The following is a 20,062-nucleotide window of genomic DNA, read 5'->3' as shown; positions in this document are numbered from 1 at the left end:
ACAGTGGTTTCAGTCATCAAAGGCTCACTGAGCCGATCAAGAACCGTTCTGCTGGTCTTTTTACTGGTATTGCTCTCCGGTATTTCAGCGCTCATTTCCATACCCAAAGAGGCTCAGCCCGATATCACCGTACCCTACGTCTATGTGGGTGCCAGTCTGGAGGGTATCTCACCTGAAGACTCAGACCGGCTACTGGTACGACCACTGGAGCAAGAGCTGAGCAGCATTGACGGGGTGAAAGAAATCGTCAGTACCGCCAGTGAAGGCCATGCCGCCATCACACTGGAGTTCGAGGTAGACATCGACATCGATGATGCTCTGGTGGACGTACGCGAGGCCGTCGACACTGCTCAGGGCAGCCTGCCAACCGAAGCCGATGAACCCATAGTCCAGGAAATTAACCTCGCTGAATTCCCGGTTATTAATATCTCTTTAGCCGGTGATGTCGACGAACGGATACTGTTCCGGGTGGCTGAAGATTTACAGGAGCGTATCGAAGCTCTGCCCGGCGTACTGGAAGCGCCGATCAACGGCCTGCGGGACGAGGTGGCAGAAATCATCATCGACCCGGCGCTGATGGCCAGCTACAACATTTCTCACGCCGAACTGTACAGCCTGGTGGCCAGCAACAACCAGCTGATTACAGCCGGCAATCTGGATACCGGTGCCGGTCGATTTGCCTTTAAAGTTCCCGGATTAATTGAAACCGAAGAAGATATCCTGAGCCTGCCGGTGAAAACCGATGGCGATACCATCGTCCATTTCAGAGACATTGCCGTCGCCCAACGAACCTATAAGGATGCGGAAACCTTCTCCCGCGTGAACGGCCAGCCGGCAGTAACGCTGGAGGTATCTAAAAGGGTCGGCAAGAACATTATTGAGACCATCGACGCAGTAAAAGAGGTTGTTGAACAGGCCTCTCCGGGTTGGCCGGAAGGCATCAGTATCGCCTATACTCAAGACAACTCGGTCAGCATTAAGCAGCAACTGAGCGACCTGTTTAACTCCGTCATGCTGGCCACCCTGCTGGTATTTGTGGTGATTGTCTGGGCTTTGGGCTTCCGCAGCGCCGTGCTGGTCGGCATTGCCATCCCGTCTTCTTTTTTGGCGACCATTCTTACCCTGTCGATCCTCGGCATTACACTGAATATCGTGGTGCTGTTCGCGCTGATCCTGTCAGTCGGCATGCTGGTAGATGGCGCTATCGTTGTTATTGAATACGCAGACCGCCGAATGTCGGAAGGCGCAGACCGTAAAACCGCCTACCGTGAGGCAGCCACGCGCATGGCATGGCCGATCATCTCTTCCACCGCCACCACGCTGGCGGTATTTATGCCGCTGCTGTTCTGGCCTGGCATTGCCGGCGAGTTTATGGGTTACCTGCCAAAAACAGTATTAATTACGCTGTCTGCGTCTCTGATAATGGCGCTGATCGCCATACCCGCGTTCGGCTTCCTGTTTGGCAAACCGCTACCGGTGACCCAAAAACAGCAGATCTCGATCGACGCAATTGAACATCGGGAATTCCATAAAATACCCGGTCTGCTGGGTGGCTATGTAGCCTTTATTGGCTGGCTTCTGAAGCGCTCCTGGCTCTCAATTGTGCTGGTAACCGTACTCATTTTCATAATTCTGGTTGCCTTTATGGCCCGCAAGCCAGGGGTTGAGTTCTTCCCGCAGGTTGACGCCGATTTCGGCTCAATCGTTGTTCGGGCGCGGGGCAATCTATCGCTGGCCGAGCGGGATACGCTGGTTAAACGGGTCGAGTCCAGAATTCTGGATGTGGATTACATTAAAACCGTGACCACCACGGTGACCACGGCTGCGTCATCATCCGGCATGATGAGCTACCGAGCCGACACCATCGGCATTCTCTTTATCGAGTTTGACGACTGGACACCGCAACGGCCACCCACAGAGGTCATCCTGAATAATGCCGTTGATGCCACGACCGATCTCAGCGGTATTGTGGTTGAAACCAAGCAGGCGCAGATGGGGCCGACAACCGGCATCGATATTCAACTGCAGTTTATTTCAGACAGCACAGAACACCTGTATGACGCCGTTGAAACCGTAGTTTCCCTGCTGAAGAAAGACGAACGTTTTAAAGAGGTTGCAGACAACCGTCCTCTGGATGGCCTGGAATGGGAAATCAAGGTCGACCGGGAAAAAGCAACGCGGTTTGGCACCAACATCTCAGTCGTTGGCTCCTCCATACAAATGATTACCAATGGTCTGAAGATCGGCTCCTACCGCCCCGATGACGCTGATGATGAAGTGGATATCCGCGCGCGCTACCCCTTCAATGGCCGCGATCTGGATCAGATTGACCGTCTGACCGTAACGGTTCAGGGGCAGCAGGTACCAATCAGCAACTTTATTGAGCGCAAGGCGCAAAACCAGCAGGGTGATATTTTCCGCACAGATGGCAAGCTGACACTGGATGTTGAGGCAAACCTCTTGCCGGGTGAGCAGGTTGGCTTTGTAATCGCCGATATACAAAAGCAGCTGATGCAGATGTATGAAAACAACGAGTTGCCGGCAGATGTCAGCTTCCGTTTTGTCGGTGATCAGGAAGATCAGCAGGAAACCGGGCTCTTCCTGATGCAGGCCTTCTTTGTGGCACTGTTTGTCATGATCATAATTCTGGTTACGCAATTTAACAGCCTGAAGCAGACCGCGCTGATCCTCTCTGCCGTTGGTTTATCCACCTTTGGTGTTCTGGTGGGCATTGTGGTCACAGGCCACCCTTTCGGCATTGTTATGAGTGGCGTAGGCATTATCGCTCTGGCCGGAATAGTGGTGAACAACAACATTGTTTTGATTGATACCTACAATGTTATCCGAAACCAGGGCATTGAGCCGATTGAAGCGGCACTGGTCACCTGTGCCCAGCGGGCCCGGCCGGTTCTGCTGACGACCATCACCACCATTCTTGGCTTGGTGCCCATGGTGATGCAGTTGACCATTGATATTCCGGGCAGGGAAATGTCGGTCGGCGCGCCTTCTGCACAATGGTGGACACAGCTGTCAACGGCCATTGCCGGCGGCCTCACCTTTGCAACGGTACTGACACTGGTGCTGACACCCTGCATGCTGATCTTTATCGACCGCGACATCGGTCGCTTCTTCAATTGGCTCCGCCGGCTGTTCAAACGCGGATAATCGCTAAGGGCAAGGCACCGGCCTTGCCCTTACCCGGCTCTTCCGGGCACCGGACACTCATCCGGCCTGTCTGAATGTAAATTATGACTATTTAGCCACTTACTACCTTTAGTTACTTGCTTTCCTCCGGGCCACTATTAGCCTTTAGCTATATTTGTCACCGAACATCGTCATCCAATGAAATTATTAGCAAGCACTCTGTTTTTACTGCTGGTCTCAGCTCAGCCTGTTGCCTATACCTCAGAACAGTCTTTTCAGGACATACAGGAGATCATCAAAGGCCATGAACTCAGCGAAAAAGCGCTGAAGCAATGGCAAGGTCATGTCCTATATCCACATATCTACGGAATGTGGCTAGAAAAGAACATCGAAACCGTATCCACAAAGAAGGTTGAAAGCTTCCTTGATGGCAAACAAAACGCGGCCGCGGCCTGGCTGTTTCTACCGGCATGGCAGCAGGAGCTGATTCGGAGGGAAGACTGGCAGCATATTGAACAATCCTTTGAAAACAGCAGTGACGCCGCCCTTTCCTGCTATTACCTCGCGGCTCGGCAACAACTCAATAAATCCATCCCGGCAGAGAAAATTGAAACGCTGTGGGACACCGGCAATTCACAACCGGAGCAATGCGATCCTTTCTTTATCGCCTGGTTAGATGAGCAGGCAGACAAAGAAGAAAAAGTCTGGCACCGGCAGATTCTGGCTTTTTATCAGCGCAATGGCTCACTGCTGCGCTATTTGGATCAGTATTACACCAGTGAAAACTATCAGGCACTCAGTCAATTTTTAATTGAGGTGTATAACGAGCCGAAAAACATCCTCAACAAAAACTATGATCCCAACTCCAGGCAAAAACGTGAGCTCGCGCTGGCAGCGGTCAACCGAATGGCCTATCAGGATCCTCGCTCTGCCTCAAACCTGTGGCTGCAGATTGTTAAGGCAACGCCAAACATCGGCTCAGCCGAGGTACAGGAGGCTTCCGAGTACCTGGGCATCGCAATGGCCAAGCTGGCCCTGCCCGAGGCAGACTACTGGCTGACCATTGCCGACCCGGAAAAATCGGACGAAACAATGCAGCACTGGCGACTGCAGATTGCCCTGAGCGACAAAGACTACCAGCGCGTTGAACAGCTTTATGATCAGTTGCACCCCAGCCTGAAAACATCATCGCAATGGCAGTACTGGTATGGTTTTGCCCGCTATAAGAACAGCGGAGCCCTGCAGCCCGATAACCCGCTGATTGAGCTGAGTAAAAAGCGCCTCTATTACGGCTACCTGGCCGCAGGGGTATTAGGTACACAGCCAACGCTGGAGGTATCTAACAACTATTCAGAGGTCGATATTGCCAGCCTGAATAAAATACCTTCTCTGAAGCGTGCCAAGGCGCTCTATTTAAGTGGGGAGACTTTACGCGCACAGGTTGAATGGAATCTTTGGGTCAGAAATCAGAATGACCAGACCCAGCACGCAGCCGGAGAACTGGCGTTAAGTTGGGGCTGGTACGCCAAGGCTTCACAGTCTGCCGGCTGGAGCGGTCGCTACGACCTCATCCACTTACGCTACCCGGATGCCTTTGGACCGATTGTCGAGTTCAACGCCGACAGCTTACAGCTGCCGCAGTATTGGGTGTATGGCGTTATGCGCCAGGAAAGCCGGTTTGACAGCATGGCTGTCAGCCCTGCAGGTGCGCTGGGTTTAATGCAAATTATGCCAGCCACGGCAAAAGCCACCTCACAGAAATTCAGCCTGACTTATAGCGGTACGGAAGACCTCTTCGACCCTTACACCAACATAGTCATTGGCACCCATTATTTGCGCGAACTGCTGGATGAGTTTCAACACCCGGTTTACGCAACCGCGGCTTATAATGCAGGGCCCAGCCGTGTAGAAGCGTGGCAGGATAGATTTCCGCACGAAATGGTTATCTGGATTGAAAGCATTCCGTTTGATGAGACACGCAACTACGTTAAATCAGTGTTGGCGTACAGCCAGATATACGCCTTAACCAGAAACACAGGCTGGAACCTTACCGCCTGGACTGCACCGAATGAACTTATCGCGGCTAACCAATAACCGGAGTCAGCTCGTCACCGACGCTTAGCTTTTTAAGGTGACTGGCTGCTGCATTCACACCAAAAACCACTCTGCCATCGCGCAGCAGTTCGGCTTTCATTTGCTTGTGCAATTCTGCTTGATAGACCGAGGTTTCAGGGTCGATTGCCGGAATATTACAGCGTACGCAAGGCGGGCCTAATAACAATTCGCCGCCATCCGTGGTAAAGGACGAGATAATAAACTCGGCATTTGCCTGCATTGAAACGACAACGTTGGGGCGAAAACGACGCATAGAAAGGTTGCAGTTCACTCGCTTAGACAGAGCCGTTAGGGAATCAGAGTTGCATATCAGCAAAGGATAACCATCGGCAAAAGCCAGCGGTGCTTTGTGCCCGTCTATCTGCTGATAGCGGGATTCAAGATCATCAAACTCAACCAGTTTGACCAGCTCATCCAGCTGCTCAGAAAACCAGCCGGAAATATCCTGGCATTTTTCTCGTACCTGAATAGGAGTCTTCCAAACTTTGGTCTCAAACACATCGTCAGAGCACTGCTCTGGGTAGATGACCGGCGATTCTCTGTTATCAAATTTAACCACCCAGCCCCCGTCTTTTGCAGACAGCTTAAACTGGGCGAGGATCGGGTGAGAACGTTGGGTCAGGAACCTGTGTTTGGAATCGACCAGCATGTAGCGGCGGTCATTTTTTGGCCCGAACTCAGTAAATTCGATTGCAGGAACCGCAACACCGCCCATGGATTTGATGGGATAGATAAAAAGTTGTTGAATGTATATGGGTGACATAAGCAGCCTCGTTTTCGGATAATAGTATCTAATTCATAAACGAGGCGCTGCAAAAAATTCAGCTCTCCTGCTCTACCCGATCTTTGACAATTCTTGCCAGCTCTTCGGGCTTGAACTTGGAAAGGAACTGATCACAGCCAACCTTTTCAACCATCGCCTGGTTAAAAGCTCCGCTCAGCGACGTATGCAACACGATATATAAATCTTTAAGCTCCGGATCAGAGCGGATCTCTGTGGTCAGCCTGTAGCCATCCATCTTTGGCATTTCAGCATCGGTCACCACCAGTAATATCCTGTCGGTTATTGGCCCACTGGTTTGCTCCGCCAGTTTTTTCAACAACCTTAAACCGGCTTCACCATCCATCGCCTGATGAACCTTAAGGCCAAGCTTGTCAAAAATAGCCTTGGCCTGCGTATGAGCGGTTAAAGAGTCATCCACCATAATGACTTCTTTACCGTGCAGTTTATCGACAAAATCGTCTTCTAAAATGTGGTCGGGCAGCTCAGTGCTCAGTGGTGAAATTTCGGACAGTACCTTCTCAACATCGATAATTTCGATGATCTTTTCTTCCAACTGAGTGATAGCCGTCAGGTAGTGCCGGTGCCCGGCGCCGCTTGGCGGCGGCATTATCTGCTCCCAGTTTAAATTGACAATTCTGTCGACAGAGCCAACCAGAAAGGCCTGAACCGTTGAATTGTATTCGGTAACAATAATGGTTGAGTTTTCATCATACTGAATAGGCCGCATACCAATAGCCAGACTTAAATCAATGACCGGCAGAGAACGCCCGCGCAAGTGCACAACCCCGATAACCGAGGCATTGCGGTGCGGCATTAAAGTCAGCTGCGGCAATGTCAGAACTTCCTGCACCTTGAATACGTTGATGGCAAATATCTGTCGGCCGGCCAGTTTGAACATCAACAGCTCTAACCGGTTTTGCCCAACCAGATTGGTGCGGCTGTCTACATTTTTTAGAATTTCAGACATCAGGTAACTCACTTAATTGCTAAAAGGCTGTACAACAACACAGCAGTAGCCCCTAGTGTAGCTTAAATTCAACCAGTCACAGATGGCCGGCAGAATTCAGGCAACGGCAGGTTTGCACATCCAGGCCAACCACCGTGCGGGCTGGCAGCGAGGCCGGGCTTTCCAGAAACTGATCAACCATGCTGGTTCCGGTGTTACAGCGTATTCCATCACTGTAAGCGCCAACATAAGCCAGAGTGCCGTCGTCCCTTGTTATTGCAATAGCCGGGCTGAATGGCGTGTTGATATCCGGTGCGGAAACCCGCTGCCCTAAGCTGCTGTCACCACTGTTCAGCTGAAACACATTAAAACCGGCGGACTGCGCCTGAACAGTGATTTGCCCGGCGTGCTTTGCCGACAACACCCGGCACAGGCAATTCTCCGGCAACAGGTGAATCACCGCCGGATGCTCTACTTCAGTGAGGTTATTGATTATTGTCTGCCAGTTATCTTTATAGGCGATAGAGTCCGGAACCGATTCAATCAACCAGCCAACGTGGGTTTTATTGAAAAGATAAGAGCCTGCCAATGGCAGGCTAATGAGCAGAAAAACAACAGCTGACCAAATTTTCAGCCTCAAACGAATACTCCCCGGTTATTGTTTGACCACGCAGCGGCCCCACTCACATTGCACCAGTTTATATTCTGAATCGCTGCAGACAGCATCGTAAACCTCCAGCGGCCAGGAATTTCTGATCATAGAGACCTTAGGTGATGAACAGCTTTGGGCCTTAAGCGCCTTTTCAGCAATAATGAGCGATCGACCATAACCACGGTACTTATTATTAATACTGCGGGCTGCGTCGGCATCTTTCGATAAGTCTTTGCGCTTAGCGCTCATTTCATTGTAATAGGCGGCATTGTCTTTATCTGCGTTTAAGTCCAGCTTACCTTTATTCACCTTTTCGTACAGGCTTTCGCAATCGTTTTTACCTGCGCTGTCACCGAGCCAGCTGGCCTTTTGGGATGTGCCATCTTGCTGGATCAGCTCCAGCATTTGCATGGCCAATACCGCACGCTGATCTTCTACACCCTCTGGAACATCTTCCCAGGTCAGCTCCAGCAAACCCCAATCGGCGGCACCAATATATTCCTCGTTACGCTGCAACCATTCAACGTGAGAGCGCTCGGCCAGGCGCTTGGTTTCATAATCGACAAAAGCACAGCTTTCTGTTGCCTGTCTCAGTGCAGATTCAGTCACCAGTGCATCATGAATGGCCGCTGTTTTGGGTGGCAGCGAAGCGCAACCAGCGAAACCAACAACAACCAGGAGTAAAATCAGATTTTTCACAGCAGATTCCTTTTAAAAAATTCAGGCGCTAACGATGCCTGCGGGCTTTTAATACCATCATTCTACTTTTAGCTTAATTTGCTTTAGCAAATTTTCCAGATCCGGTTGATTAAAAGGCCAATCCAGAGTGGCCTGGATAGCCGGGTGCTGAATAACCGGGATCCTGCTGCCGTACTCTTTAACGAGGCTGTCGTCTTCAGAAATTTCGACTTTCCGGTAGGAAATTGCATTGGGATGAGTGCCATTGAATTGCGCGATCTGCTGTTCAGCTAAATCGCAAAGGTGACATCCGGAGGTAAAATAAAGAATAAACATGGGTAATAAGCCGCAGAAAGATCGGCTTATTATCCATAAAATGAGAACGGGTTCACGCCAATACTTGTTTCGCGAAATCGCCCAAATCATTTTGGGCACGCGGATGGTTCATCAGCGCAGACAATAACCCTTCACGTGAATTCAACCGTTCCTGCCATTGCTGCTGCTGTTCAATCAGCTTTTCAGCATACTCTTTGAGCGGCTCAAGGCCCTGAGGCACTCTCGATGATCTTGGTGAATTCGACTCGTACATTGTCGTGCCGTAAGACTCAACCTCCCTCATTGAAAGGTTCATGCTGCTTAAACTGCTGCCATCGATGCCTATAGAAGAAGCCATTTCAAAGGCGGTATCCAGGCTGCCGTTATAGAACTCATTTGCCAGGCTGTTGACATCTGCCAGCAGTGCATCGAGATCGGCCAATTCCTGCTCGTTCAGGTCACCTTCTATATAAAGGCTATAGCCACTGGAAGATTCTGTTGTCCATTGGGTAGAAAGTGAACGACCTCGCGATAAACTTTCGAAATAACCGGAATCTTCTGTCGCTGAGCGAATTTGAATGGTATCGCCCTCGCTAGTTTTAATATCCAGCGAGAAGGTCTGGCTCTGATAGTAGCTGCTGCTTATATCCAGCCGACCGCCACGGCTGAGCGTCTGCCCATTAACAACGGGCAAGTCAGACAATTTATCAATCAGTCGCTCATTGACGTTCAGTGCCTGCATACCGTTATTGTCATCGCTGTCCGCGGCAACCGGTGTTGCGGCAGCTTGCGCAGGCTCAGTGCTTTCAGGCGCTGTCTCATCAACAATCGCGTCGCTAACCATGGCTGCAACATCCGCTTCACCGGATTTTTGCTGCTCAATTTTATCGACAATCTGGCCATAGGCAGAGTTGATTTTCATTTCCAGATCTTCGTCCAGCAAATCCATGTCTTCGAGAATATCTTTCGCTTCTCCAAAACCCTTCTCTATGCCAGACAGTGCGTCATCCCAAAGCGCTGAAATCTCCTCCTCACTGGCACCATTAGCCTGAGCTTCAGTGACCCGTGATGAGGTAAAGCTGTAGAGGGTATCGACCAGCTGAGATACATTGAAATTTTCGGCGCGTGACGAGCTTGCTTCGGTTTTTTCTACCTCTTTGGCTTCAGCCACATCGCGCTTTTGCGACACCTGCTGACTGGTAGACTCAGAACGGCTGCGGTACTGATAGCTGTAGCTTTCAAAGCTGGAATTAGATCCAATGGAACTTGAGTGCATGTTTTTCCTCCAGGCCGCTTCAGATACGCCGCATGCTCCAACAACCATGCACTCCAGCAAGCCTCAATAATGGTTAAGAGTGTTAGCGGCCCGCTACTCATTTGCTACAGCTCAGTTTAGTGTCGTTTTGTAACTAAGATCCTCATTTTGCACACATTCCGGCGTTGCAGGCGTCTGCTCAAACAGACACAGACTCTGCTTTTCGATTATTAAATATTTTTCAACAATTCCTATAGATTAACGCCAATATAGACATTATCATTCGAAGACGTTTTATAGATCAGATTCATCAAAGACCATCTAACAGGAATGGATTAATGGCACGCCTGGATTCCCTCATCATCTTCACCACAGTGGTTAAAGCCAATAACTTCACTAACGCTGCCCACCAATTGGGTTTAACGCCATCTGCGGTCAGTAAGCAGATCAGCCTCTTAGAAGATCGCCTGGGAGTGCGGCTGTTAAACCGAACAACCCGCTCTGTCAGTCCAACCGAAGCCGGCCAGCTGTTCTATAACCGCTGCAGTCGCTTGCTTGAAGATCTGGAAGAAGCCGAACATATGGTGAAGGATCTGGAAACCTCGCCGCAGGGAACGCTGAAAATATCAGCAACACCGACCTTCGGCCGGGCCATGATGATGAAGATATTTGCTGAATTTCTGCAGCAGTACCCGAACGTGAACTTTGATCTGACACTGGCCGATAAGGGCCTCGATCTGGTCCGTGAAGGTATCGATCTGGCCATTCACCTCGGCTCTCTGCAGGACAGCCGCCTGGTCGCCCGCCCGGTTGCCAGACAAAAGGTTATTTTGACGGCCTCTAAAGAGTACCTTGAGGCTCACTCAACACCACAGGAACTCAGTGAGCTGGTTAACCACCATATTCTGATGGTATCCGGAATAGATTTCGCCGAACCCCGCTGGATTAAACGCTTCATCAAAGAAGCCGGGCTGGCAAACAAAGAGCGCCGCTTTACCGTGAACGATCTGGATACTCTGTGCGAAGCTGCGCTGAATGGCATGGGTATCGCCGCTCTGCCACTGTATCTCATTCGTGAACATCTGGATTCCGGCAGGCTGGTGCAGATTCTACCGGAAATTAACTTCCCGGTTCGAACCATCCACGTGGTCTACCCGGAAAACCGCTATCTCTCAGCGAAGAGCCGTGCCTTTGTCGACTTTATGGCGAGTTATTTTGAAGAAAATAATCTGGACGACCTGCAGGCCAGCAAAGCCCGGGGCTAGTGGGGTTTAAAACCAAAAAAAGCCGGTTATTTGTTAACCGGCTTTTTTTGTTAACGTTAGTGGGCCATGCGCCACTAATACTCTGATAAAAACAATTCTAATTCGGGGTCGCTCAACATGCGCTCCATAACCGAATTAAAGATATTCTTCAGCAGTTCTTCGTTTTTCTCTTCACTGGGGTAACCCAGCGTTTCAATGTATTCGCTGGTTTTGAAGCTATTCCTGAATGTTCCCTGCCCACTGGTTACCAGAATGCCTAACCTGGCCGCTCCGGTAGAGCGTTTTATACCGGTCTTAACATCTTCAGAAACATAACTGAACTCGTCGATTGAAATCTGCACATCAAACTGCGGAAAGACATTGGTAATTTCCGCCCCGCCCGCCCTGAAGGCTTCGGATGCTATCTTTTTTATCTGCTCTGCCAGTGGCTGTTTGGATTCTATAACCGAGGTATCGGAATAGATGCCTCCACGGTAGCCAATCGCTTGTTCTGCACGATCATCAACAACCGCAACGGTCATGGTAACCGGTGCATTCACAACCTCTTCAGCCCCGACTGTAGATTCAAAGGTCAACAACTGCGGTGAAAGCTGCGCACAGCCGGCAAGGGTGATCACCAGAGTAAGTGCTGCTGCTTCCTGCCAGCGTTTAAAAACAGAATGCATGTATCGCTCCTAAGGACTTTAACTATTTACCTGTCTGAAATGGCCGCCGCAGGGTTATCAGGCTTTTTCTGGCCGCTTAAACACCCAGGTCGTTGCATTGGATTCAGCCGGCTCAAACTGATACCCCCCGTAATTGAACTTCTTCAGTGCTTCTTCACTGGTTGGCGATTCATCCAATATATAACGAACCATCATGCCACGCGCTTTCTTTGCAAAAAATGAACGAATCTTGTATTCGCCATTCTTCTCGTCTTTGAAGACCGGCGTAATAACAGGAACCTTCACCCTGTCGGCCTGAACCGCACTGAAATACTCATTAGAGGCCAGGTTAATCAACATGTCTGCCTGAACCTCGTCGATATCCAGATTCAACTGGTCTGTCAGCTTAGAGCCCCAGAACTGATACAGGTTACTACCCTGCTCAGTCTTTAATTTTGTACCCATCTCCAGGCGATAAGGCTGAATGCGGTCCAGCGGGCGCAATAAACCATAAAGGCCAGAAAGGATTCGCAGCTTACTTTGAGCATCGGTAATCTGCTGTTGGGTAAAGGTATCGGCACTCATACCGGTATAGACATCGCCCTTAAACGCAAACAGCGCCTGCTTACTGTTCTGCTCGGTCATCACCGGGTGCCAGCTGGCGTAACGCTCTGCGTTCAGGCTTGCCAGTGCATCACTCAGCTTCATCAGTTTTTTAATCTCATCTGTACTGTAGTCACGCAGATGAGCAATCAGCGCTTGTGCTTCTTCGGCAAAACGAAAGTCGGTTGCATCGCTTACGGGCGATTCAGTTTCAAAATCCAGCTTTTTAGCAGGCGAGATAATTGCCAGCATCTTCAACATTAGTTACAGAACCTCTAAACTCAATTACAAATTACATGATAAACACAATACACGGATAGCTTATGGACGTCATTCGAACCTTTGTGCCAGGCTCCTTCGCCAACTACAACCATCTGGTATACAGCGAGCAGACCGGTGAAGCCGCAGCAGTTGATCCCTTCGACGCTGCCTTTCTCGTCGATGTTGCCGAACGCAACAACCTGAAGATCACACAAATCTGGATTACCCATGAACATGGGGATCATATTAAAGATGTTGCCAAACTGAAAGCGGCAACGCAGGCCCCGGTATATGCACCGGTTACCTGTAAAGGCAAGGTCGATGCGGACCATTGGCTGGAGGATGAGCAACAGCTTTTTATAGGCCAGCAAGCCATAACCCACTTACTGACGCCGGGCCATATTGCGGGTCATGGCGTTTATTTGTATTTAAATAAGCAGGCACCAGAGAGCGATTTTATTATTGCGGGGGATACGCTGTTTAATGCGGGCGTCGGCAATATTAAATCCGGCAATGTCGATGAACTCTATGACAGCATTGAAAAACTGCACAAGTGGCTGACACCCGGCTGCCGGATATATACCGGGCACGACTACATTGAAACCAACCTTAAGTTTACCCTGCACTATTGCCCGCAGTTGGAAGAAGCAAAAACCACCCTCTTAAACGTTGCAAAGCAAACCCCGGATAGCCGATCAGTCCAGACCTGGCACCAGGAAATGGCATACAACCTGTTTTTGCGTCTAGACTCAGAAGAAGTGTGTTCAATGACGAAATGCGCGCCAAACCGAAAAGCCAGATTTACTGAACTCCGTCACCTCAGAGATCAGTGGTAAACAAAGGGATCAGGAAACAGATTTAAACTATGACTCATGAAAAACGAAAGCACCTGCGTACCGCCATTGCCATGGAATTACAGGTCACACTGGAAGATGGCCGGCAAACCAAAACAAAAACCTGGGATATCTCTGACGGTGGCATAGGTATTCAGCTGCCATTGCAGGGCAATATTGAATGGCAGATTGGAATGTCTGTGAAAACCAAGGTGCTTGGGCTGCCTTTCGACAGCCCGGAACTGACTATGGATGTGGTCAGGATCGACGGTGACACCATAGGCTTAAAACTGAACAACAACTAAGGGCACGGGTTCGGCTGCGCCATATGGATGGCCTCAATCCCTTGTAACACCTCATCACTCAACTTCAGCTCGGCACTGGCGATGTTCAATTTCAGTTGCTCCATGGTGGTGGCACCGAAGATGTTACTGCTGACAAACGGCCGGTCACTGACAAACGCCAACGCCATCTGTGCCGGGTTGAGCTCATGTTGCTCTGCCAGCTGCAGGTATTGCTCGGTCACCTCCGCGGCCAGATCCGTCATATAGCGCTGAAAGCGGGTAAAGAGCGTTAATCGCGCATTTGCCGGGCGTGCGCCATGTCGGTACTTTCCGGTCAACAAGCCCATTCCCAGTGGCGAATACGCCAACAGCCCCACCTGTTCCTGACGGGCGAACTCTGCCAGGCCTATTTCGAAGGTGCGGTTAAGCAGGTTGTAAGGGTTTTGAATGGAGGCGACTCTGGCCAAATCCTGTTCTCGGGAAAGGCGTAAATATTCAGCAACACCCCACGGGGTTTCATTAGAAACGCCAATATGGCGCACCTTCCCGGATTGCACCAGGCGGGTACAGGCCTCCAGCGTTTCATCAATGGCAACGCCGTTATCTCCATCCGGGTAAACATAGCCCAGCTTGCCAAAGAAATTGGTTGGGCGGCTTGGCCAGTGTATCTGGTAAAGATCGATATAGTCTGTCTGCAGCCGTTTCAGGCTTTTTTCAACGGCGCCAACGATCTCATCAGCACGCAAATCGGCATTCGGGCGAATATGATTCATACCGCTGGAAGCAACCTTGGTTGCCATAACAACCTTATCGCGGTTGCCGGTTTTGGCAAACCAACTACCAATATATTGCTCCGTCAGGCCCTGAGTCTCAGGCTTTGGCGGAACAGGGTACATCTCTGCGGCATCAAAGAAGTTAATGCCATTGGCAAGCGCATAGTCCATTTGCTCGTGCGCTTCTGCTTCCGTATTTTGCTCGCCAAAGGTCATGGTACCCAGACATAACTTAGAAACTTTCAGATTGGTTCGCCCTAACTGACGATATTCCATACTAAACCCCGATGATTGTTGATTGAATCTGGCTATAATAAGCACTTTCAAATACAGAAATATAGGCACTCCATGTCCCGTTCAAAAAAATCCCGCCGTATGAAAGGCAAAGCTGGTATAAAAACCGGCTCCAAGAAAGACTTCATCAAAGAAGGGGAACTTGGAAAAATTCCAAGCCATAACCGCCTGGCAAAGCACAAAAAGAAGCAGAAGTCGGCTTATCAGCGCTATCTGGAAGAAAATAACCTGAAAGACACCACTTCAGGCCAAAATAAAATTCGTGAACGCCTGAAAAAGGCTGAAGAAACCCACCAGACTGCCGACATAAAGCCTGAAAAGAAAGAAAAGCAGAAAAAAGACTTCAATCAGTTGAGTGGCGATGAATTACTGGATATGTTCAACTAAACCTCTTCACCAGTGGCTGATACTCAAGCCACTGGTTTTCCTCAGTGCCCTTTTGGCCAGCGCTCTAACCTATTCAGCCGACTTTGGTGTGGCCAACTGGGGAATGACCGCCACCGAGATCAAACAGCTGGAAACACGCAGCAATCTTACGCCGTTTGGCGAAGCTGATTACCTCATCTACAGTGTTAATATTAACGGTATCGATACCGCCCGAATTGTTTACCAGTTTTCAGATAACCGGTTGACCAAAGGCCGGTTTATCTTCAAACCACAAAACCGGCTCGATTTTGCCCGGGCGCTGCGCCAGTATCAGACCATAGTCAGCCTGATGACCAGCCAATACGGACCCGCCAGCATGAACCAGCAACTTCACCGCGCGCCTGACAACGCTCTGCAAAGTAACGCGCCGATGGTTAATGAATTGGCTGCCGACAGGCTGATACTGAAAACCCAGTGGCAAACCGATGCCTCGGTTATGATTCATCAACTGGCCTGGAACAATAACGAGCCGCATCACCAGATTCATTACATCCCTGCACGATCAATCACCACCATGGCAACCGAGCCTGCACAGCCATTGCAGTCTTTTTAAAACCATGTTCACCCTGCAGCTACCAACTGTCACACGAAACCCAGTACAATAGCCCGCTGATTTCCGCCAGGCATGCCATGATGCAAAACCAGCCAAAGACCCGACTGCAGCTTATTGATCAATTTCGCGGCATCGCCGTGCTTTTAATGGCTGTCTTCCACTTCTGCTATGACCTGAGCGTTTTCGACTTCATTACCTTCAAATTAAACGGCGGCTTCTTCAGCTGGTACCGCTTTGTCATCGTTACATTGTTTTTTATTGCCATCGGTGCCGGCCTGTATTCCGCCCATACGCCGGTAATACAATGGCGTAAGTTTGCGATCCGGCTGGGGAAAATTGCCGCGGGTGCCCTGTTCATTACCCTTTCAACTTACTTTATGTACCCTAAAACCTGGGTATGGTTCGGTGTACTGCACTTCATTTTTGTCGCGTCTGTGCTCAGCCTGCCGCTGTTAAGGCTTCCCGTTATTGCCGCGATTATTGGCGTGAGCATCTTTGTTCTGTTCAACCTGACAGACTGGTTTAACCTGCACTTCCTGTATTTGAAGTACCGAACCGTGCTGCACCTGCCGCGTGGCACCGTCGATTTAACCCGGCTGATTCCCTGGTTGGGCATGGTCTACATTGGTATTTATGTTGGCTATAAAAAGTGCTGGGGCATAAAAGCCCTGCCACTATCGGTTTTTAATCCGATGATTAATTGGCTGAGCCGGCACGCCTTTGTATTTTATCTGGTGCACCAGCCACCACTGTTTGCGCTGGCATGGCTACTGAACAAAGTCTTTCATTAGGGCCTGCTTACGGCGCCACGCCTATTCATCCGCTCTCAGATCTTCAGGGATCGGATAGTTAGGCTTCTTAGGCGGCTCTTTCGACCGGCCACGCTTCCATTGATCGACCTGGTAAATATAGGCAAGCACCTGCGCTACGGCGATATAAAGCCCTTCCGGGATTGCCGCACCAATTTCAGTGTTGTGGTAAATAGACCGCGCCAGCGACGGAATCTGTAATACCGGCACATTGTATTCTTCACCGATCTCCCGGATTTTAAAGGCAATATTGTCAGCACCCTTGGCCACCATGATCGGGGCCGGCATTTCATTGGGTTTGTATTTCAGGGCAACGGCATAGTGAGTTGGGTTGGTGATGATGACATCGGCTTCCGGCACATCTTTCATCATTCGGCGATTCGCCATCTCGCGCTGCAGCTGACGAACCTTGGCTTTTACCTCGGGCTTACCCTCAGTATTTTTGTATTCATCTTTAATCTCCTGCATGGTCATGCGGAGTTTCTTCTTATGGCTGTGTATCTGAAAAGGCACATCAACAATGGCAATCAAGACCGTACTGGAGACAATCAGCAGAAAAGACCAGGCAATCAGTTTCGCAGCGTGGCTGACGGCATTTTCAGTGGGCTGAAAAATCATCGAAAGGAAGTCGTTCTTTAACCCCACCAACACCAGAATGGCAATACCGGCCACAATCAGAACCTTTGCCCAACCCTTCAGCAGCTCCACCAATGAGTTGATGGAGAACATGCGCTTAAGGCCGGAAAGCGGGTTCATACGCGACCCTTTAGGCATAATCGCTTTACTAGAGAAATTCCAGCCACCCATACTGATGGGTGCAACCAAAGCTGCAATAAACAGCATGGCAAAGATCGGTGAGATTGCAGTGAAAATGTCTTTCATTGAGCCGTGCAGGTATTCACCAACGATGTCGGTATCCCAGCTGGCTCGCGGGTCAAATGAAAAGCACAAGGCCATAATCGACATGAGTGAGCGCACCGCCATTGGCCCGAAAAACAGGAAGCCAAACGCCGCCACGATCAGAATCAGGCTGGTATTAAGCTCACGCGAACGGGCAACGTTGCCCTCTTCCCTGGCTTTCTTCTTGCGTTTCTCCGTGGGTTCTTCTGTTTTTTCCTGGGAGGTATCTTCAGCCATCTCGCCGCCTATTGCCCAACTAACGAGCGCATCACGTTAACGTGAACGCCAAGGAACTGCTCAACCAGATCTGCAGCTGCAGAATAGCTGACCCAAACCACAACCAGACCCGCCAACATGGTAATTGGAAAGCCGAGCGCAAATACGTTTAACTGTGGCGCTGCTCTGGTCATGACACCAAAAGAAATATTCACCAGCAGTAATGAGCTGATAGCCGGTAACGCCAACATCAAACTCGCCCGGAACAGCCAGGCACCGAACTCTGCCAGAGCGAACCAGGAATCTGTCGTAAACAGCCCCTGTCCAATTGGCAGGCTATAAAAGGATTCAACCACGACCTGCAGTGTCAGCAGATGCCCGTTGATTGCCAGATACACCAGTGTCACCAGAACCTGATACCACTGCGACAGAACCGCAACCGAAACACCGTTGGCAGGGTCGACCATTGAGGCGAAACCCAGGCCCATCTGCATGGAGATGGTTTGCCCGGCCAGGATGAATATCTGCAGAAGCACAAAAACCATAAAGCCGAGCGTGGAGCCAATGATAATCTGTTCAAAAATGAGTATGAACGTTTGAATATCTACAGCTTCGAGCACCGGCATTTCGGGCAGAAGCGGATAAACCAGAATAGTAATCACCAGTGCCAAGCCGATACGGATACGCGCAGGGATCAGCCGCGAACCCAGCACCGGGACGATGATAAAAAATGAGCTCAGGCGAATGAATGGCCACATAAAGTGGCTGACCCAGCTGGCAATTAACTCATCGGTTATAAGATACACAGGCTAACCAATCAGGGTGGGAATATTAATGAAAATCTCATTGGCATAATCAATCATCTTGTTCACCAGGAACGGGCCGGCGACAATCATCATCAACAGCGTTACCAATAATCTTGGCAGGAAGCTTAAGGTTTGTTCGTTAATTTGCGTTGCCGCCTGAAAGGTGGCCACCACAAGGCCAACAAACAAGCTTGGCAAAATAATGACGCTGACCATCGTTACCACAATAAACAGCGCTTCTGAAAAGATATCGCCAATGCTATGTGCGTCCATATCAACTCCTTAAAGATTAAAGCTGGCAGCGACGGAACCCATCACCATTGCCCAGCCATCTACCAAAACAAAAAGCATAATCTTGAACGGCAGCGAAATAATAATGGGTGACAGCATCATCATACCCATGGCCATTAAGATCGATGCGATGACCAGATCGATGATCAAAAACGGAATGAACAGCAGGAAGCCTATCTGGAAGGCTGTTTTTAATTCGCTGGTTGCAAATGCCGGCATCAGAATAGTCAGCGGCGTGTCTTCTGGGCTTTCGATTTGGCCAACCTTGTCAGCCAACTCCATAAACAGCATAAGGTCGCTTTCACGGGTCTGGGCTAACATGAATTTTTTAAGCGGCTCGATTGCCGTATTTACGGCGTCAACCGGCGCCATCTCTTCAGCCAGATAGGGCTGCAAGGCTTCGGCATTTATCTGGTTGAAAACCGGAGACATAATAAAAAAGGTTAAGAACAGCGCTAAGCCAATCAGCATTTGATTGGACGGCGTTTGCTGCAAGCCAATTGCCTGACGCAGAATCGCGAACACCACCACAATACGCGTGAAGCTGGTCATCATTATTAGGATAGCGGGAAGGAAACCCAGCGCCGTCATCAACGCCAGAATTTGAAGGGTGACACTGTAACGGGTGCCGCCTTCAGGGGTCGTTTCTAATTCAATAGCCGGGATGCCGGCGGCCTGGGCCGCCATGCTTAACGAGAAGAGCGTTAATACGGTTAAACAACAAAACCACAGCCTGTATGCTCTCAGGCTGCGGAAGCTAATTTTCCGGATGGTCAGTAGACTTGCGGTGCTTGGCCAATGGATCACTATCTAAACCCTTTAAAATACCTTTTAATCGGTCGGCGAAAGGGCTGGCGATGAGTGTGTCGTTTATATCGATTGGTTCTTCAAACCGATGCAGTGTTTGAATTCCGGTAGGCGTTACGCCTATCAACAGGTATTCATTCGCCGCTTTAATGATCATGATTTTCTCGCGTGTACCTAATGGCATCACCGACAAAACCCGAAGGTGTTTCTGATTGACACCCATGCCGCCAGACATTCGTCGTATCAACCATGCACACGCAAAGATAAGGCCAACTACGATCACAAGCATCAAAAATACTTTGGTGTAATCCTGATCAAATTGTGGCCCGGTTACCTGCGCAAGAACGGGTGCCGAAAACAGCACCCCCGCGACAGCTATATAACTCTTTTTAGTTAGCCTGCTCATAA

At 49.9% G+C, this 20,062-nt stretch carries 22 protein-coding genes; 8 read left to right on the top strand and 14 right to left on the bottom strand.

Annotated features, from left to right (window positions below):
* Nucleotides 1-3 precede the first annotated feature (3 nt).
* Entirely contained in the window at nucleotides 4-3,165 is a 3,162-nt protein-coding gene (locus BCF53_RS04745) for an efflux RND transporter permease subunit (RefSeq protein WP_132700366.1), read from the top strand.
* Between the two features lie 177 nt (nucleotides 3,166-3,342).
* Nucleotides 3,343-5,238 carry a lytic transglycosylase domain-containing protein gene (locus BCF53_RS04740; protein ID WP_132700365.1) on the top strand — a complete coding sequence of 632 codons (1,896 nt, stop codon included), beginning with the start codon at nucleotides 3,343-3,345 and terminating at the stop codon, nucleotides 5,236-5,238.
* On the opposite strand, the gene BCF53_RS04735 is transcribed toward BCF53_RS04740, so the two are convergent.
* The 6 genes from BCF53_RS04735 to BCF53_RS04710 all read right to left on the bottom strand — a co-directional run bounded on the left by BCF53_RS04735 (nucleotide 5,228) and on the right by BCF53_RS04710 (nucleotide 9,910).
* Nucleotides 5,228-6,022: an MOSC domain-containing protein gene (locus tag BCF53_RS04735; protein ID WP_132700364.1), complete on the bottom strand. Its 795-nt coding sequence runs from the start codon at nucleotides 6,020-6,022 to the stop codon at nucleotides 5,228-5,230. The two genes, BCF53_RS04740 and BCF53_RS04735, sit on opposite strands and share 11 nt — an antisense overlap.
* A gap of 58 nt (nucleotides 6,023-6,080) precedes the next feature.
* Nucleotides 6,081-7,010: a chemotaxis protein gene (locus tag BCF53_RS04730; protein WP_132700363.1), complete on the bottom strand. Its 930-nt coding sequence runs from the start codon at nucleotides 7,008-7,010 to the stop codon at nucleotides 6,081-6,083.
* Between the two features lie 76 nt (nucleotides 7,011-7,086).
* Nucleotides 7,087-7,629, bottom strand: a complete 543-nt coding sequence (locus BCF53_RS04725) for a DUF6436 domain-containing protein (protein ID WP_132700362.1) — start codon at nucleotides 7,627-7,629, stop codon at nucleotides 7,087-7,089.
* A gap of 15 nt (nucleotides 7,630-7,644) precedes the next feature.
* Nucleotides 7,645-8,340 carry a hypothetical protein gene (locus tag BCF53_RS04720; RefSeq protein WP_132700361.1) on the bottom strand — a complete coding sequence of 232 codons (696 nt, stop codon included), beginning with the start codon at nucleotides 8,338-8,340 and terminating at the stop codon, nucleotides 7,645-7,647.
* Between the two features lie 57 nt (nucleotides 8,341-8,397).
* On the bottom strand, nucleotides 8,398-8,655 hold the full coding sequence (locus tag BCF53_RS04715) for a glutaredoxin family protein (protein ID WP_132700360.1): 258 nt from the start codon (nucleotides 8,653-8,655) through the stop codon (nucleotides 8,398-8,400).
* 52 nt (nucleotides 8,656-8,707) lie between these two features.
* Nucleotides 8,708-9,910, bottom strand: coding sequence for a DUF5610 domain-containing protein (locus tag BCF53_RS04710; protein ID WP_132700359.1), 1,203 nt, complete (start codon nucleotides 9,908-9,910; stop codon nucleotides 8,708-8,710).
* Between the two features lie 317 nt (nucleotides 9,911-10,227).
* On the opposite strand from BCF53_RS04710, the gene BCF53_RS04705 reads away from it, so the two are divergent.
* The gene (locus BCF53_RS04705) at nucleotides 10,228-11,154 is read left to right on the top strand and encodes a LysR family transcriptional regulator (protein ID WP_132700358.1); all 927 of its coding nucleotides are present in this window, start codon (nucleotides 10,228-10,230) and stop codon (nucleotides 11,152-11,154) included.
* A 74-nt stretch (nucleotides 11,155-11,228) separates the two neighbouring features.
* Here the strand turns inward: BCF53_RS04705 and BCF53_RS04700 are convergent, their stop codons facing one another.
* Both BCF53_RS04700 and yaaA read right to left on the bottom strand, forming a co-directional pair.
* The gene (locus BCF53_RS04700) at nucleotides 11,229-11,819 is read right to left on the bottom strand and encodes a YajG family lipoprotein (protein WP_132700357.1); all 591 of its coding nucleotides are present in this window, start codon (nucleotides 11,817-11,819) and stop codon (nucleotides 11,229-11,231) included.
* A 57-nt stretch (nucleotides 11,820-11,876) separates the two neighbouring features.
* A complete protein-coding gene (gene yaaA / locus BCF53_RS04695) occupies nucleotides 11,877-12,662 on the bottom strand; it encodes a peroxide stress protein YaaA (RefSeq protein WP_341539405.1) in 786 nt (261 codons plus the stop codon).
* Nucleotides 12,663-12,724: 62 nt separating this feature from the next.
* Here yaaA and BCF53_RS04690 point away from each other — a divergent pair, with 62 nt between their 5' ends.
* Both BCF53_RS04690 and BCF53_RS04685 read left to right on the top strand, forming a co-directional pair.
* A complete protein-coding gene (locus BCF53_RS04690; protein ID WP_132700356.1) occupies nucleotides 12,725-13,498 on the top strand; it encodes an MBL fold metallo-hydrolase in 774 nt (257 codons plus the stop codon).
* Nucleotides 13,499-13,527: 29 nt separating this feature from the next.
* Nucleotides 13,528-13,800, top strand: coding sequence for a PilZ domain-containing protein (locus BCF53_RS04685; RefSeq protein WP_132700355.1), 273 nt, complete (start codon nucleotides 13,528-13,530; stop codon nucleotides 13,798-13,800).
* Here BCF53_RS04685 and BCF53_RS04680 read toward each other — a convergent pair.
* A complete protein-coding gene (locus tag BCF53_RS04680; RefSeq protein ID WP_132700354.1) occupies nucleotides 13,797-14,828 on the bottom strand; it encodes an NADP(H)-dependent aldo-keto reductase in 1,032 nt (343 codons plus the stop codon). The genes BCF53_RS04685 and BCF53_RS04680 overlap by 4 nt on opposite strands.
* A gap of 72 nt (nucleotides 14,829-14,900) precedes the next feature.
* Here BCF53_RS04680 and BCF53_RS04675 point away from each other — a divergent pair, with 72 nt between their 5' ends.
* The 3 genes from BCF53_RS04675 to BCF53_RS04665 all read left to right on the top strand — a co-directional run bounded on the left by BCF53_RS04675 (nucleotide 14,901) and on the right by BCF53_RS04665 (nucleotide 16,616).
* Nucleotides 14,901-15,233 (top strand): hypothetical protein, encoded by a 333-nt coding sequence (locus BCF53_RS04675; protein WP_132700353.1) that lies wholly within the window; start codon nucleotides 14,901-14,903, stop codon nucleotides 15,231-15,233.
* Nucleotides 15,208-15,825, top strand: a complete 618-nt coding sequence (locus tag BCF53_RS04670) for a hypothetical protein (RefSeq protein WP_132700352.1) — start codon at nucleotides 15,208-15,210, stop codon at nucleotides 15,823-15,825. Before BCF53_RS04675 ends, BCF53_RS04670 begins: the two co-directional genes overlap by 26 nt.
* Nucleotides 15,826-15,905: 80 nt before the next feature.
* A complete protein-coding gene (locus tag BCF53_RS04665; RefSeq protein WP_165901809.1) occupies nucleotides 15,906-16,616 on the top strand; it encodes a heparan-alpha-glucosaminide N-acetyltransferase in 711 nt (236 codons plus the stop codon).
* 21 nt (nucleotides 16,617-16,637) lie between these two features.
* Here BCF53_RS04665 and flhB read toward each other — a convergent pair whose 3' ends face one another.
* The 5 genes from flhB to fliO all read right to left on the bottom strand — a co-directional run bounded on the left by flhB (nucleotide 16,638) and on the right by fliO (nucleotide 20,060).
* A complete protein-coding gene (gene flhB / locus BCF53_RS04660; RefSeq protein ID WP_132700350.1) occupies nucleotides 16,638-17,771 on the bottom strand; it encodes a flagellar biosynthesis protein FlhB in 1,134 nt (377 codons plus the stop codon).
* Between the two features lie 8 nt (nucleotides 17,772-17,779).
* Nucleotides 17,780-18,556, bottom strand: a complete 777-nt coding sequence (gene fliR, locus BCF53_RS04655) for a flagellar biosynthetic protein FliR (protein WP_132700349.1) — start codon at nucleotides 18,554-18,556, stop codon at nucleotides 17,780-17,782.
* A gap of 3 nt (nucleotides 18,557-18,559) precedes the next feature.
* Entirely contained in the window at nucleotides 18,560-18,829 is a 270-nt protein-coding gene (gene fliQ, locus BCF53_RS04650; RefSeq protein WP_132700348.1) for a flagellar biosynthesis protein FliQ, read from the bottom strand.
* Between the two features lie 9 nt (nucleotides 18,830-18,838).
* Nucleotides 18,839-19,534: a flagellar type III secretion system pore protein FliP gene (gene fliP / locus BCF53_RS04645; protein WP_132700347.1), complete on the bottom strand. Its 696-nt coding sequence runs from the start codon at nucleotides 19,532-19,534 to the stop codon at nucleotides 18,839-18,841.
* A gap of 70 nt (nucleotides 19,535-19,604) precedes the next feature.
* A complete protein-coding gene (gene fliO, locus BCF53_RS04640) occupies nucleotides 19,605-20,060 on the bottom strand; it encodes a flagellar biosynthetic protein FliO (protein ID WP_132700346.1) in 456 nt (151 codons plus the stop codon).
* Between the last annotated feature and the right edge of the window lie 2 nt (nucleotides 20,061-20,062).

This window comes from Reinekea marinisedimentorum (assembly GCF_004341165.1).
GTDB classification, from domain to species: Bacteria; Pseudomonadota; Gammaproteobacteria; order Pseudomonadales; family Natronospirillaceae; genus Reinekea; species Reinekea marinisedimentorum.
This window is presented reverse-complemented; position numbering and strand designations above follow the sequence as displayed.

Excerpts from the sequence above, each read along its gene's own strand:
- BCF53_RS04740 (WP_132700365.1), top strand. The coding sequence starts at position 3,343 with ATGAAATTATTAGCAAGCACTCTGTTTTTACTGCTGGTCTCAGCTCAG.
- BCF53_RS04735 (WP_132700364.1), bottom strand. The coding sequence starts at position 6,022 with ATGTCACCCATATACATTCAACAACTTTTTATCTATCCCATCAAATCC.
- BCF53_RS04730 (WP_132700363.1), bottom strand. The coding sequence starts at position 7,010 with ATGTCTGAAATTCTAAAAAATGTAGACAGCCGCACCAATCTGGTTGGG.
- BCF53_RS04715 (WP_132700360.1), bottom strand. The coding sequence starts at position 8,655 with ATGTTTATTCTTTATTTTACCTCCGGATGTCACCTTTGCGATTTAGCT.
- BCF53_RS04710 (WP_132700359.1), bottom strand. The coding sequence starts at position 9,910 with ATGCACTCAAGTTCCATTGGATCTAATTCCAGCTTTGAAAGCTACAGC.
- BCF53_RS04705 (WP_132700358.1), top strand. The coding sequence starts at position 10,228 with ATGGCACGCCTGGATTCCCTCATCATCTTCACCACAGTGGTTAAAGCC.
- BCF53_RS04700 (WP_132700357.1), bottom strand. The coding sequence starts at position 11,819 with ATGCATTCTGTTTTTAAACGCTGGCAGGAAGCAGCAGCACTTACTCTG.
- yaaA (WP_341539405.1), bottom strand. The coding sequence starts at position 12,662 with ATGTTGAAGATGCTGGCAATTATCTCGCCTGCTAAAAAGCTGGATTTT.
- BCF53_RS04690 (WP_132700356.1), top strand. The coding sequence starts at position 12,725 with ATGGACGTCATTCGAACCTTTGTGCCAGGCTCCTTCGCCAACTACAAC.
- BCF53_RS04685 (WP_132700355.1), top strand. The coding sequence starts at position 13,528 with ATGACTCATGAAAAACGAAAGCACCTGCGTACCGCCATTGCCATGGAA.
- BCF53_RS04680 (WP_132700354.1), bottom strand. The coding sequence starts at position 14,828 with ATGGAATATCGTCAGTTAGGGCGAACCAATCTGAAAGTTTCTAAGTTA.
- BCF53_RS04675 (WP_132700353.1), top strand. The coding sequence starts at position 14,901 with ATGTCCCGTTCAAAAAAATCCCGCCGTATGAAAGGCAAAGCTGGTATA.
- BCF53_RS04670 (WP_132700352.1), top strand. The coding sequence starts at position 15,208 with ATGAATTACTGGATATGTTCAACTAAACCTCTTCACCAGTGGCTGATA.
- BCF53_RS04665 (WP_165901809.1), top strand. The coding sequence starts at position 15,906 with ATGCAAAACCAGCCAAAGACCCGACTGCAGCTTATTGATCAATTTCGC.
- flhB (WP_132700350.1), bottom strand. The coding sequence starts at position 17,771 with ATGGCTGAAGATACCTCCCAGGAAAAAACAGAAGAACCCACGGAGAAA.
- fliQ (WP_132700348.1), bottom strand. The coding sequence starts at position 18,829 with ATGGACGCACATAGCATTGGCGATATCTTTTCAGAAGCGCTGTTTATT.
- fliP (WP_132700347.1), bottom strand. The coding sequence starts at position 19,534 with ATGGCGGCCCAGGCCGCCGGCATCCCGGCTATTGAATTAGAAACGACC.
- fliO (WP_132700346.1), bottom strand. The coding sequence starts at position 20,060 with ATGAGCAGGCTAACTAAAAAGAGTTATATAGCTGTCGCGGGGGTGCTG.